Source organism: Lactococcus sp. LG606 (assembly GCF_017309645.1).
Lineage (GTDB): Bacteria > Bacillota > Bacilli > Lactobacillales > Streptococcaceae > Lactococcus > Lactococcus petauri.
Map to the genome: position 1 here is coordinate 1,493,139 of NZ_CP071301.1, position 13,290 is coordinate 1,506,428.

Annotated in this window: 17 protein-coding genes; 2 read left to right on the plus strand and 15 right to left on the minus strand. The window is 36.1% G+C overall.

Translation table 11 applies throughout. The features are described from left to right. Window positions 1-24: 24 nt before the first annotated feature. The 5 genes from J0J35_RS07350 to J0J35_RS07370 all read right to left on the minus strand — a co-directional run bounded on the left by J0J35_RS07350 (window position 25) and on the right by J0J35_RS07370 (window position 5,107). Window positions 25-1,044 carry an ABC transporter permease gene (locus tag J0J35_RS07350; protein WP_061414347.1) on the minus strand — a complete coding sequence of 340 codons (1,020 nt, stop codon included), beginning with the start codon at window positions 1,042-1,044 and terminating at the stop codon, window positions 25-27. After that, the gene (locus J0J35_RS07355) at window positions 1,037-1,777 is read right to left on the minus strand and encodes an ABC transporter ATP-binding protein (protein WP_029343375.1); all 741 of its coding nucleotides are present in this window, start codon (window positions 1,775-1,777) and stop codon (window positions 1,037-1,039) included. Before J0J35_RS07355 ends, J0J35_RS07350 begins: the two co-directional genes overlap by 8 nt. Before the next feature lie 143 nt (window positions 1,778-1,920). Continuing rightward, the gene (locus J0J35_RS07360) at window positions 1,921-2,766 is read right to left on the minus strand and encodes an Rgg/GadR/MutR family transcriptional regulator (protein ID WP_165706571.1); all 846 of its coding nucleotides are present in this window, start codon (window positions 2,764-2,766) and stop codon (window positions 1,921-1,923) included. Window positions 2,767-2,819: 53 nt separating this feature from the next. Continuing rightward, a complete protein-coding gene (locus J0J35_RS07365) occupies window positions 2,820-3,461 on the minus strand; it encodes an HAD family hydrolase (RefSeq protein WP_206916430.1) in 642 nt (213 codons plus the stop codon). Window positions 3,462-3,571: 110 nt separating this feature from the next. After that, window positions 3,572-5,107 (minus strand): MucBP domain-containing protein, encoded by a 1,536-nt coding sequence (locus J0J35_RS07370; protein WP_206916432.1) that lies wholly within the window; start codon window positions 5,105-5,107, stop codon window positions 3,572-3,574. 199 nt (window positions 5,108-5,306) lie between these two features. Between J0J35_RS07370 and J0J35_RS07375 the strand changes: the two genes are divergently transcribed. Together J0J35_RS07375 and J0J35_RS07380 are read left to right on the plus strand one after the other, a co-directional pair. After that, window positions 5,307-5,702: an HIT family protein gene (locus tag J0J35_RS07375; RefSeq protein WP_046400833.1), complete on the plus strand. Its 396-nt coding sequence runs from the start codon at window positions 5,307-5,309 to the stop codon at window positions 5,700-5,702. Then, window positions 5,699-5,926, plus strand: coding sequence for a hypothetical protein (locus J0J35_RS07380; protein WP_019292230.1), 228 nt, complete (start codon window positions 5,699-5,701; stop codon window positions 5,924-5,926). Before J0J35_RS07375 ends, J0J35_RS07380 begins: the two co-directional genes overlap by 4 nt. Window positions 5,927-5,930: 4 nt before the next feature. Here J0J35_RS07380 and J0J35_RS07385 read toward each other — a convergent pair whose 3' ends face one another. From J0J35_RS07385 to J0J35_RS07430, 10 genes are all read right to left on the minus strand, one after another. Continuing rightward, the gene (locus J0J35_RS07385) at window positions 5,931-6,287 is read right to left on the minus strand and encodes a hypothetical protein (RefSeq protein ID WP_019292231.1); all 357 of its coding nucleotides are present in this window, start codon (window positions 6,285-6,287) and stop codon (window positions 5,931-5,933) included. Window positions 6,288-6,400: 113 nt separating this feature from the next. Next, entirely contained in the window at window positions 6,401-7,090 is a 690-nt protein-coding gene (rplA, locus tag J0J35_RS07390) for a 50S ribosomal protein L1 (RefSeq protein ID WP_003133341.1), read from the minus strand. An 89-nt stretch (window positions 7,091-7,179) separates the two neighbouring features. After that, window positions 7,180-7,605 carry a 50S ribosomal protein L11 gene (gene rplK / locus J0J35_RS07395; RefSeq protein ID WP_003133340.1) on the minus strand — a complete coding sequence of 142 codons (426 nt, stop codon included), beginning with the start codon at window positions 7,603-7,605 and terminating at the stop codon, window positions 7,180-7,182. 126 nt (window positions 7,606-7,731) lie between these two features. Further along, window positions 7,732-8,361, minus strand: coding sequence for an ABC transporter ATP-binding protein (locus tag J0J35_RS07400; RefSeq protein WP_206916435.1), 630 nt, complete (start codon window positions 8,359-8,361; stop codon window positions 7,732-7,734). 6 nt (window positions 8,362-8,367) lie between these two features. Beyond that, window positions 8,368-10,440: a DUF1430 domain-containing protein gene (locus J0J35_RS07405; RefSeq protein WP_206916438.1), complete on the minus strand. Its 2,073-nt coding sequence runs from the start codon at window positions 10,438-10,440 to the stop codon at window positions 8,368-8,370. 6 nt (window positions 10,441-10,446) lie between these two features. Beyond that, window positions 10,447-10,845, minus strand: coding sequence for a hypothetical protein (locus J0J35_RS07410; protein WP_019292234.1), 399 nt, complete (start codon window positions 10,843-10,845; stop codon window positions 10,447-10,449). A gap of 233 nt (window positions 10,846-11,078) precedes the next feature. Next, window positions 11,079-11,450, minus strand: a complete 372-nt coding sequence (locus tag J0J35_RS07415; RefSeq protein WP_046400839.1) for a VOC family protein — start codon at window positions 11,448-11,450, stop codon at window positions 11,079-11,081. A gap of 17 nt (window positions 11,451-11,467) precedes the next feature. Beyond that, entirely contained in the window at window positions 11,468-11,683 is a 216-nt protein-coding gene (locus J0J35_RS07420; RefSeq protein ID WP_003133330.1) for a YozE family protein, read from the minus strand. Further along, on the minus strand, window positions 11,680-12,195 hold the full coding sequence (gene msrA, locus J0J35_RS07425; protein WP_019292236.1) for a peptide-methionine (S)-S-oxide reductase MsrA: 516 nt from the start codon (window positions 12,193-12,195) through the stop codon (window positions 11,680-11,682). The genes J0J35_RS07420 and msrA overlap by 4 nt, the downstream gene beginning before the upstream one ends. 139 nt (window positions 12,196-12,334) lie before the next feature. Continuing rightward, window positions 12,335-13,195 carry a S1 RNA-binding domain-containing protein gene (locus tag J0J35_RS07430; RefSeq protein WP_206916442.1) on the minus strand — a complete coding sequence of 287 codons (861 nt, stop codon included), beginning with the start codon at window positions 13,193-13,195 and terminating at the stop codon, window positions 12,335-12,337. Window positions 13,196-13,290: the final 95 nt, after the last annotated feature.

The following is a 13,290-nucleotide window of genomic DNA, read 5'->3' on the forward strand; positions in this document are numbered from 1 at the left end:
AAAAAAACAGCTTAAGCTGTTTTTTTATTTGCCCTTCAAACGCATTTTTATATAAAATTTCACTAACAGGAAATTCACCAGTAAAAGTACAATCAGATAAAGGCGTGGTTGCAGGAAGACTAAACCAAAAATGACTTCTACGACTGTCGCGAAAAGCATTATACGTGAGAGGACATTTTTAATTGCTGCAAATTTTGATGATTGACGGAGTGGATAAATTCGCGTCAACACTTGGTACTCAAAAGAATCTTGGAGGGCAAAAAGTTGAAAAAGCAACAAATAATTAAAGACCGATGCCAAAATAACCGCAAGAATCGGGTTACCAATAAAAATTAAAGAAAGTACACTAAGAGCAATCAAACGCAACGTCAGCGAGAGATAGTCTCCGGAGCGCAAAAAAGCACGACTAAAGAGATACTCATAGGTTCGCAGCGTTTTCGGTAAGAGAAAATCTAAATATTTGCGACGACGGCTTTGTGTTTTCAGTCCTTTAACATTGGTAAAAAGGGCAAAAAAGCGTAATGTATTCGTTTTGCGGTTTTCTTCGTAAGCAATAAGTCTCTCCCAAGAAATAATTCCATTGGGCATGAGTTGACGTAAGCGAAGGCCTAAACCAGCTGCTTTTAACAAAACTAAAAGAATAAACCATAGCAAAAGATAGAAGAAAGACCATTTTAAAAGAGGCGCTACAATTCCGACTAAAATAAGACTAATAAGCGCAGGGAAAAGAAGCGAACGCAAGCAAGACAGAAGTAAATATTTGCGCACTGCTTTCTCTTGCGGTAAGAGAAACACCTTATCCGCAGGTTCCACAAAGCTGGCCAATCTTCCAAAAATCTGGCTTAGAATGGTGATTAAAAGAACTAAACCAACTTTTCCAGCAGTATTTAAACTGTGAGCTTGTAAAAATTGAGCATACTGTACGGCTAAAGCGCCCAATAAAATCATCAAAAAGAGAACAAAATGATCATTAAATACATAACGCAAATATTTGAGATTTTGCCGATAGTATACTTTGCGGCGTTCTTCAAATAAGCTATTCATGAGCATTTACACCTTTCGTCAATTCTAAATAAATTTCATCAAGGCTGGCATCTTCCTTGCCAAATTTGGCACGCAAATCTTCCATCGTTCCCGCAATCAATACCTTACCTTCATGAAGGATGACAAATTTGTCACAGAATTTCTCTGCTGTTGAGAGAATATGTGTACTCATCAAAATCGAAGCACCAGCATTACGCATGGAAAGCATAAGTGTGATTAAATCTTGAATCGCTAAAGGATCTAATCCTAGAAAGGGTTCATCAATAATGTAAAGACTTGGATCCGTCAAAAAGGCGCAAATAATCATTACTTTTTGCTTCATTCCTTTAGAAAAATTGACCGGGAACCAGTCTAACTTATCTTCCAAACGGAAGGTTTTTAGGAGTTCTTCTGCCCGAGGCATTGCTTCTTCTCCAGGAACTCCATAAGCTAAAGCTGTAAGCTCAATGTGCTCACGCAAAGTTAGTTCCTCATAAAGACTTGGTGTTTCTGGAATAAAGCCAATCTTTTTACGATAACCTTCAAGATCTTCTTGGAGCGTAATTCCATCCAATTCGATCTGACCTGAGTAAGGCGTGAGCAGTCCCATAATTTCCTGAATAGTTGTTGATTTACCCGCACCATTAAGACCAATAAGTCCAACCAGTTCTCCATCCGCTATCTCAAAGCTTACATCTTCAAGAACCGGATTACCAAAGTAGCCTCCAGTCACGTTATTTATTTTTAGAGCCACATTAATATCTCCATTTCTAATCAAATTTAGTATAAGTTAATTTTATCATATCCCAACTTCTTTTGCTTTCCTCTAATGTAATCTCTTTTTCTTAATTTTTCTACTAAAAAAATGAGGGACTATGTAGAAAAGTCCCTTATCATTCATGCACTTGATTTGTTGCTGATTTTCTCAAAATCTTTTTGGAAAACTTCCCGTAGTTCTAAAGCACCGATTTCGGATAATATTTTTAAAGCACGTGCAGTCAGTTTTTTACCCGTAATTTGGTTTTCAAACGCGTATATCCAACATCCCTTTACAAAAAGGGAGGATATTCGAACATAGGTGTCAAAGACTATCGTTAATCCTTCAAACGCTTTGAGAAACCGTTCTGAATCGTCTCTGTAGCCATGACGTATCATTACAAGTGTCGCTCGGAGAACAACACGAATAAGCAGATTTCTAAATTCTGTTATTTCTTTCAAGTAATGTTCGTTTTGGGAAAGCATTTTCCCTACAAGATCTTGCAATAACCTGGGATCAATCTCCTCTAAGGTATTCACTAAAATATAGAGTTCATAACTATGCCAAATATGATAGCTTTTTAATCTCGTTTCAATATAAGAAACTTCCACTGGAGATAAATGACTATAACAAGCTTTAGCAGAGAGTGCAATAACTTTATTTTCTTCTAAATCATATTCAATATTGTCTAAATAGACTTGCTTTAATAAAGAGATGTTCTTGTTAAAATAAGCCTGCTCTATTTTCTTAAACTGATTTAACCAATAATCTTCTTCATCATTATTGAGCATCAGCATATAAGATCTGAACGTTGTATGCATTTCCTGCAAGGCAAGATCTAGTTTATCAAATGAAATCAGTGTTTTTCCATTTTCAAAGGAAGATATAGTTGACTTTGATAAACCAATGCGCTCAAAATCACGCAAAGAAAGTTTATGTTGGACACGTAATTTTTTAAAGATTTCCCCGTATTTTTTGTAAATCATAAAACTCATTCCCCTAAAGTTAAATAACTAAAAGTTTTATTCATACATCTCCCTTAAAGTTTCAGCAACTCGTCTACTTGTTTTATCAAAAAGTCGGGATGCTGGCCTGCTAATTCAGCAGCATCATGTGCACCCCAAGTTACAGCACATGTCTGTACTCCTGCGGCTTTCCCCATCTGTATATCGAAAATGGCATCACCAATCATTACGGTCTGATGCGTGCTCAAGCCGTATTGTTTTACTATGTATAGTACACCATCTGGTGCAGGTTTATAATTTTCTACTTGATCTGAACCAATCACACCTTCAAAATAAGAAGCAATCTCAAGAAATTCTAAATTTCTTTTTAAAGCTGTAGAGTGTTTACTTGAGACCACATAAAGCTTTTTACCGGAATGGCGCAGGTTTTGAAGCACTTCTTTTATTTGAGGGAAAAGTGTAAGATTTTCTTGCTCATATGCCTTATAGTATTTTCGAAAGGCACTTAACAACTCATCAAATTCTTCTTCCTTAAATATATGCCCCACAGCCATTTTCTTAAAAGACTTTTCAATCGGAATACCTGTGTAGTAGTTAATTGTCTCGTTTGAGGGAATACTTAAGTTAAACTGCTGAAAAGCAGCTTGTGTTGCCAATATACCCGTACTCCCCGAATTTGCTAATGTTCCATCGAAGTCAAAAATATACGCATCCATATTAAATTTCTCCTTATTTATAATTTATTAAAAATTATTATAACATAGATTTGATTTTTTTAATGTTTTTAATCTATTTATCTTTTTATGGTTGGAAATGGTAGGATGCCTTACTTATATTTGTTTATTTTTCGCACAAAGACTATTACTCCTCCTATTAAAAATAAGAGAATAACACCAATGATGGTCAAAAATTTTCCATTATCTTCTCCTGTCGCCGGAAGATTAGCTTGATGCGTTTGATTTTTCGCGTACAAGTATTTTACTTCTTGTTTGGTAGAGGTAAATACACCTTTTGGATTTCCCTGCACGCCTTTTATACTATAACCTGGGAGCTCTTTTGGTGTCGAAACATATTCTTCACCAATGTTCCCTGTAAGAACTGTATCTTCTGCTATTTTTTTACCATCATCGCCTGTGTATTTTACAGTTACTGTTTCACCTTTTACTAGTAATTTAGTATAAACATAAGTAATGGTTTGCGCCTGATCTGTAAAGATTCCTGTGGGATTCCCTTGTACTTCTTTAAAGGTATAACCCTCGATTTCTTTTTGCTCGGAAGTGTAAGGTTGACCAATGTTTCCCTTGAGTGTAATATTATCTATGGGCTTATTTCCCAATTCGTCAGCATATTTGATAAGTACATCACCAGCAAGATCACCTGTTCCTCCTCCACCTTGTCCATGATAAGTTGCAGTGGAAACTGCACTATCAATTAGAGTTGTCCCATCATAGGAAAAAGCTTGATTAGGGTATTTATTATTCACAGGATTAGATTTTAATTTTGTCTGATAATGTATGACGACTGAATTGGGTTCGGTGAGAGATGCTTCTGTGTCACCATGGAGATGTCCAAGATTTAAGGAGGTGGATTGACTCCCATCTGCATTAGGATTAAAAACCAAATCCGTTGACTCTGTTTTAATAACAGTATTTTTATAGTTTCTATAATGTATACTGGTAGAACCCGGTATATAGTCCTGCGTGTTGCTCATCGTATCAGCAAAATTCGCATCGGAAATTTCATAACCACCATTGTTTATGGTAATAGTCCAAGTCACTATATCATTTGCTTCATAGTGCAACGTTTTAGCAATTGCACTGTTCCCTGACCCTTCACCTGAGCTACTTTTTGAAAAATTAACGTGAATACTATTATTTAAATTATTTTTTGTCGGAAAGGCTAAATCATTCCCCGCATCATAATTTAAAGTATTTTTATTAAAGCCAGACCAAAAGTTAAAAAATAATGTACGATTAGATAAATTGTTGATAACAGGCGCAAAAACAATATTAAGCATATTATTTTGGATAGTCACTGAACCTAACAATGTACCATCTTCTTTAGTCAGCAAAATTGGAGCAGTTCCTGTATACTTTAATTCCTGTGGTAATGGCATTGAGTACGTTTGCGCCGTATCAATGACTGTACCGTTTGGAATACTAAGCGTGTAGGTAGCGTTGACCAAAGAAGCATCGCTTATTTTATTTGAGGTTATTGGACCATTGTTATTACTTAGAACAACTTGATCTACAAATTGTATTGCACTTGGAGACGTTGTTTCAGCACTCACCAATGGGGTAAGATTCAAAATGCTCCCCAACATGAGGATGAAAAGCAATACTTGGTTTGTAATTTTTTTCATGACTTTACCTCCTATTTTGTTTTTCTTACCCTGATAATACCAATTTTAAACATTAAAAACTATTTATTTGTCTTAACGCTTTCTAAAAAAATTTCTTAACAAGTTACACTAAGCAAAAACAGAAGAATTTGTTATAATTTACTTATAACAAAGTAGTGCTCAACTTTTGAGACTCTACAAATGGACAGGGAGATTTCTTATGGATAATTGTATTTTTTGTAAAATAATTGCGGGTGAAATTCCAAGTACGAAAATCTACGAAGACGATAACTTAGTAGCCTTTCTTGATATCACACAGACCACAAAAGGGCATACTTTAGTTGTACCTAAAACACATACAAGAAATTTATTGGCAATGGAACCCGAGCAAGCCTCTCAGCTTTTCTCTAAAATTCCAGAAATCGCCAATAAACTTGTGGATTCTCTAGGCGCCAAGGGGATGAATATCCTGCAAAACAACGAGGAAATAGCTGGACAAACCGTCTTCCACACTCACGTACACCTTATTCCACGTTATGCTGAAGATGATGGTTTCTCTGCTGCTTTCACAGCACATACTTATGATCTTAATGCAATTGCGGAGGAAATCTTATGAAAGAATTCATCAATGACGTCTCAGAAATCTTTTCACGGTTAAGTAAAGAAATAGATGAGGTCAAAGCGAACTTAGAAAATGTAAAAATTGAAGCAAAAAAGGCTGAGCTTACCGGACAAGAAATTCAAAGAAAAGTGAACGAATTTCAAACCCTTGCTCAACCTAAAGTTGATAAAATCAATGAAATTTTAGAAAAACTTTCAGAAAAAAGTAGTGAAGGATGATTCACTACTTTTTATTTGGATTAATATAAAATTGACTGCCCCAAAAGATTCCTAAAATTTGGGAGATAATAAATGATCCAGCGATAATTAAAATTTCAGTCACATCGCTATCATATTGGATATATGTGAAAAAATAACGAGAATTATAAAAGGTAAAAAGGAAAAATACCAAGAAAATATCAATAATGAGTAAATAAGGCCAAGCACAAGTTCCATCAAGTTTCACCAAGTAAAAAGTCGTAAAAAGTAACAACAATGAAATTATTTGTAAACTTATTAAGGGAAATTCAAATACTGTTCCGATATATATAGTTATCCAAACAGCTGCTATAAAGCCTATTAATAGAGTCATTCGTTTCATATTACTATTGTAACATGAAAAAGCATGTTTCTCTAATTCAAATTACAAAAATTACATATTAGTTTCTAAGATATGCAAAAAAAACTCCCTGAGGAGCTTTTTTAATTTTCAACTTAGAAGCTTGTTGTATCAACTTTAACACCAGCACCCATAGTTGTAGTAACTGAAAGGTTTGTGATGTAAGTACCTTTAGCTGTAGCTGGTTTAGCAGCAACAACTACGGCATTGATAGCTTTGAAGTTTTCGATAAGTTTTTCGTTGTCGAATGAAACTTTACCGATTGGTACGTGGATGTTACCCGCTTTATCAGCACGGTAGTTAACTTTACCAGCTTTTGATTCTTCAATAGCTTTAGTTACGTCCATTGTTACAGTACCAGTTTTAGGGTTTGGCATGAGGTTACGTGGGCCAAGGACACGTCCAAGACGACCTACAACAGCCATCATGTCAGGTGTTGCGATTACAACGTCGAAGTCCAACCAACCACCGTTGATTTTAGTTACGAGTTCATCAGCACCAACGAAGTCTGCACCAGCTGCTTCTGCTTCTTTAGCTTTTTCGCCACGAGCGAAAACAAGAACACGAGCAGTTTTACCAGTACCGTTTGGCAATACCATTGCACCACGGATTTGTTGGTCAGATTTTTTAGTATCGATGTTAAGATTGTATGCAACTTCTACAGATGCATCAAATTTTGCGATTGAAGCTTCTTTAGCGAGTGCTACTGCTTCTTCAACGCTGTAAAGTTTAGTTGCGTCTACTTTTTCGATAGCAGCGCGCATTGATTTGCTTTTTTTAGCCATTTCTATATTTCTCCTTGTGGTAATATCGGTTGTCTGTTATTATAACAGCCTTCCACTTGTGTGGAAAATGAGCGATGATTAATTAAAAATTAACCTTCTACTACAAATCCCATAGATTTCGCAGTACCTTCGATCATTGACATTGCTGCTTCAAGTGAACCAGCGTTAAGGTCAGCCATCTTAGTGTTTGCAATTTCTTCAACTTGTGCTTTTGTTACAGTTGCAACTTTAACTTTGTTAGGTTCACCTGAACCTTTTTCAACTTTAGCTGCTTTTTTCAAAAGAACTGCTGCTGGAGGAGTTTTTGTAATGAATGTAAATGATTTATCTTCATATACTGAGATTACAACTGGGATGAGCATACCAGCTTGGTCAGCTGTACGCGCGTTGAATTCTTTAGTGAATCCCATGATGTTGATACCTGCTTGACCCAAAGCTGGACCAACTGGTGGAGCTGGTGTTGCTTTACCGGCAGGAATTTGCAATTTAACGAGTTTTTCTACTTGTTTAGCCACGATAAATTTCTCCTTATAATATTGTTTTCGTGATGTGGTATGATGATAGACCATTCTATCTTCCACGCCTATATGCTAAAAACATACTTAAACAGTCTACCAAATATAGTTGTTTTTGTCAAGTCTCTATATTTCAACGAATTCATCACATGCTGCAACAACAGCTGGGTCATGCGTGACAATGATGACTGTTTTTCCCTTTACTACTTCTTGGCGTAACAATCCCAGTATCAAGGATCTATTTTGTTCATCTAAAGAGCCGGTCGGCTCATCAGCCAAGATAATCTTACTGCGTTTCAACAAAGCACGCGCCAGAGCTACACGCTGTTTTTCCCCACCAGACAAAGCGTATACTTTTTCGCTTAGCTTATGAGCAATACCTACTTGATTTAAAATCTCTCTCATCCTACGTCGCTTTTCTTTGCCTTTTATTTTCTCATACACTAGAGAGATATTGAGATTTCGCTCAATGCTCTCATCTTCAATCAAGGCAAAGTTTTGAAAAAGAAATGCTATCAGGTTGCGCCGCATAAGTAACGCTTCTTTGCTGTTTATCTTAGGTGCTTTTTTCCCTGATATATATAACCTCCCAGAATCTGCGCCTTCAATCAGTCCGATAAGATTAAGAAGCGTGGACTTTCCGGCGCCACTTCTTCCGAGTATCGCTGTCATTTTCTGAGCTGGAATACTGAGGGAAAAATTTTCAAAAATCTGATGTTTCCCAAACTTTTTACTCACTTCTTGCAGTTCTATCATGCTGTATTATGCTCCTTTCAAGGTGTTGACTAACTCTTTCTTTTCGAGGCGAGTGAGGAGGTGGAAGACTAAAAATATCTCAATCAAAGCATAAAGTATATAAGCCTCAATGACTGTGAAATCATAGCCTAAAATCATCGATTGAGTAAAAAACACTATGTTTTGAATGATAATGATTATAAATAGAAAGCGATAGCTTCTTAGACGGAAAAATCCTTGTATCCGAAAAAGGGCAAGCTTTTCTTTATTGACTCTGAAATAAATCATTGTTGTGGATAGTATCATGATGATAAAGAGAATGAATGCCAGAAGGTTCATAAATACCCATGACCAGCGCTCTCCAATATACATCTTCATATCATTCTCTGCAATTTTTGAGCTAGAAACAAATGAAGTAAAACTAGCTTCTACCTTATCCTTCCTTAAACTAGGGAGTAGATCTAAATAAGTTTTTTCCGCACTTTTCTTAATAGGAAATAAAGCACCAAGAGTGTTCCCATTATAAAACATATTGATGTAGGTGTTTACTCCCGCATTATTTACCGTATGGACCTCTACTATATCTGCTCGTATTTCCTCTTTTCTTCCATTAGAAAAAATTCCGCCTCGTTCCCCTTGAAAAGCTGGTATTTTTTGCTTATCTTTGATGATAATGAAACGACTATTCTTTCCTTTAAACCAAAGACCAGACATATCTAGAAGTTCCAAATATCCTTTTTTTATCTCATGCAACTTATCTTTATAGCGTTCGTTAATTAAAATCACCGCTTCACTTGTTTCAGTCGGGATTTTAATATCATTTCCATTAACATCTTCTATCTTATATTTTTGAAGATAAGCTGAATTAATTTCCATGCCTTGATATTTCTCCAAAAATTTCTGCGGTAAAAATTTCTTTGCAGCGTGTAAACCACCATTATTCTCCATGTATTTAAAAAGGGATTCGTGCTGTGTATGACTCTTCAAACTTTCTAAATAACCCGAACCGCCGCCATGAAAAGTACCATAACCTTTTATAGGCGAGGATTGCAACACTCCTATACTACTGTTGAACAAGAGCATCAATCCCATGCTTGTTGCTACACTTGCTGCAAAAATATATACCTTGACAAGATAGACAGCAACATAAAATCTTTTAAAAAATGGTTTATTATTGACTTGCTGAGCCAGAGAAAACCTCACAATAACTCCAATAATAAGCAATACACCAAACACACTCAAAATTGAAATTAAAAAAATCAATCCTATGTATTCTGTATCAATTGCTCTTATTATCAGTATATTTGCCAAAAAAAGTACCAAAAGCTGTGTTCCAACAAAAGATTTAAGATAGATTCGTTTGAGGATTATGAAGTTGCTCAAGCCATTAAGAGAAAATATAGCTATTTCTTTATTTCTTAAAATTATCCATATAAACATAAAAACAAAGTAAAAGAAAAGAACAACTTTAATAAGGAATACATAGATATCACTGACTCTAATAATTGGACTGCTCGGAATATACCATGACGGCTGATTCTCTAAACTGGCAGAGCTTGTTTGAACTTTTGAGATTTGATTAAACTTTTGGGATAAAGCTTCTAAAACTCTTTTTTTATCGTCAGATTTGAAAAATATACTGGCTCCTTGATATTGCTCATCTGTCAAATCTTCTATAGGGCTATTATTTATCTTTACCTTATAATCGAGGTCTCTAAACTTCTTTTCTTTTCTAGGATGATAGTGTGTTTCAAAATAAGTAATATTTGATAGAGGGGATCCATAATCAACATTACCTTTTCCATCATTTTTATGCCCTAGAAAACGCACACGGATAATAAAAGGAACATCAAATTCTTGCGAAACCTCTTTTATTGCCTTAATAAAATCTTTACGATTTATAAACTCTACCTTCACATCAAGGTCGTTAAGGTCATTATTGGGATTATTTATTTTGGGCTGATAAATCTGGGTATAATTTGGAAGTTGAACAGCTTCCCTCAACCGTGTGGCTTCTTTATCGGTATAACGCATATAAGCAATCATGCAAGTAATCAAAGAAAAAAGGAGTAATAAGGTAAATTTCAACAGCTTATTCATCACGATTTACCATTTATTTCCAACTGCCTGATAGCCCCAGCTATATCCTCCATAACGATAACCTGTAGAAGATACCCAAACTTTATAACCTGCCGGATACCAGCCACTACTTTGATTTCCTCCGCCTTGGACATAAGCAGTGCTTTGATGCTTTACAGCCCAATTATAATACTCTGATGTCAAGGTTTTCTTCCCCAAAGCGGCATCTGGAAAAGTTTTATAATATGCCACCTGTTTGCCGTGTTTCGTAAAATTATTTTGCAAAATACGAACAGCACGTTCCATCTTTTCAACACTATCGCCAAAAACACCATCGGCAGATATTTTCTCAGCAGTCGCAATCTGACTTGCCCCAAAAAGAGCTAGCCCTAAAGTTGATACGGCAATAATTTTTTTGATTTTCATAATAAAGCCTCCTTTCAAATACAACTATTTTTTTCTAGGACAACAGTACTTTTTAGCCTCCTTCCTTTATTTTATATTTATTAGTCTAACACGAGAATCCTCTGATAATTTTCCCTCTACATTTAGTTTTCATGAAAAAGTAGAAATACTTTAAGCTTGAAAAATGCGGCTGCTACATTTAGGCGAAAATCAAAAAAAGACTGAAATAATTCAGTCTTTTTATTCTTTTTTATTTACTCTGCAATCACTTCAACCTTATAGCCATCTGGATCAATAATAAAGTAATAGCGTGTGTCGGAGTTAGGAAGGCCTTTAAGTTCGGTAACTTCAAACCCTGCTTGTTTTTGTTTTGTATGCAGTTCTTCCAAATTATCAACCGAAATAGCAATATGTCCATAGCCATTACCCAAATCATACGCTTCATGATTGTAATTATAAGTCAATTCTAATTCGTAGTTATCACCAGGTAAAGTCAAATAAACTAAAGTAAATTCATATTCTAAAAAGTCACGACGACGTTTTTCCTCAAAACCAAAAGCTTCTTGATAAAACTTGATTGAAGCGTCCAAGTCTTTGACGCGGTAACAGGTGTGTGCCATTTTCATTGTGTTTTCCTCCATTTTTAGGCTTCTAGGTACATTGCCCAGATATCGTCAAAAAGTCCCAAGTTAAAGTAAAAAGGGGCATAGGTTTCCAGGTATGTGGACACTTCGTCAAAGTCTTTCGATTGTTTGGGAAACTGTGTATCCGCAAAGGCAAGATTAGCCAAACGTGTAACGTCATCCACCTCAACTGGCGCCCGATGACGCATCAAATAAGTATAAAAAGGCTGTCTCATTTCCAGTTTTCCTCCAAAAACTTATGACGTAAACGGCTAGACAAAGCATAACGCTCAGGATTTGTTTTATAAAATCCTTGATGATAATCCTCTGCCGGCCAGAACTTTTGTGCGGGTTCTATTGTGGTAACAATAGGCTGATCAAAACGTCCAGAATTTTGAAGTGCTTCTTTTGACTTTTCAGCGACTTCTCTCTGTGAGTCAGCAGTATAGAAAATAACTGGACGATAGTTATCGCCACGATCCTCAAATTGCCCAAACATATCGGTTGGATCGGTCTGCTCCCAGTAAAGTTCCACTAAATCTTTGTAAGTGATTTTTTCATTATCAAAGATAATCTCCACTGCCTCAGTATGGCCTGTCTGATGATTGCAAACTTGCTCATAAGTTGGATTATCAACATGACCGCCTGTATAACCACTTGTCACAGCAAGAATCCCTGTTTGTTCCTCAAAGGGCTGTACCATACACCAAAAACAGCCACCGGCAAATATTGCTCTTTCTTTACTCATACTCTTTCCCCGTTCTTCTTAGTTGAAGATATTATAACAAAACTCACTCTATCATGCACTTATTTTTTTCTTTAAATTCCAAACGGCTTTTATTTATGGGAAAAAAAAGCTGGATGAATCCAACTTTTTAGTGTTTTTATCAAATGAGCTCTGTACCTTCTGGATTTTGTTTAATTTTTTTATTCTTCATCAAACCGCCAAGCGCTTTTTTAAATTGTCCTTTAGATATACCAAATGTCGCTTTGATATCATCTGGCGCTGACTTATCATTAAAAGGCATTTTTCCACCCATACTCTCAAGATATGCGAGAATCATCTGTGCATCAGCATCCAACATTTCATAAGCACGTGGTCTCGCACTAAGGTTTAAACTACGGTCTTGATCACGGAAGCCAATGACACGTACCTGAAGCTCTTGCCCGATACGGAGTGTGCCAAAAGCTTCGTTAGGATGGATGAAACCAAGCATATTATTATCTGGAAGATAGACGAAAGAGCCCGTTTCTTTGTTACGGTAAACAATCCCGCGTAAGTCTTGGTTTTGCATATTGTCATAGGCCGGTCCTGACATTTCCCAGAAATCTTGGTGCCAAGCTAATTTACCCCAAAGACGATCTTTCGCATCAACGACGATTTTAACAAAGAGCTTATCCCCTTTTTTAGGCCATTGATCTTTATCTTCTGGTAGCGGAAGATCATCAAGCGAAACCACGATATCTTTCCCAGCTAAACCAATATCAACGAAAGCGCCCAAGTCACGACGAACATCGGTCACTGTGCCCCAGCCGAATTTTTCACGTGTTGCTGTTGGTTCTTGCGTTGTCATGCACATTTTGTCAGATTTATCCACATAGGCAAAACCTGTGACGATATCCCCTACCTGGTGTTCGCCTTCTGATTTTGCAAGACGTATGATATTATCATCTTTCTGCAAAAAGTAAAATTGATCATTCTCAGCTGTAATAATCGCTGAAAATGTTGTTGCTAATAAATTATTCATTCTGTTTCCTTAAAAACGGCTCCGCAGAGCCGTTTATTTCTGATTGTTTTTTTTTTGCTCTCTCTCGATTATATAGAATAAAATCTTTTACAATC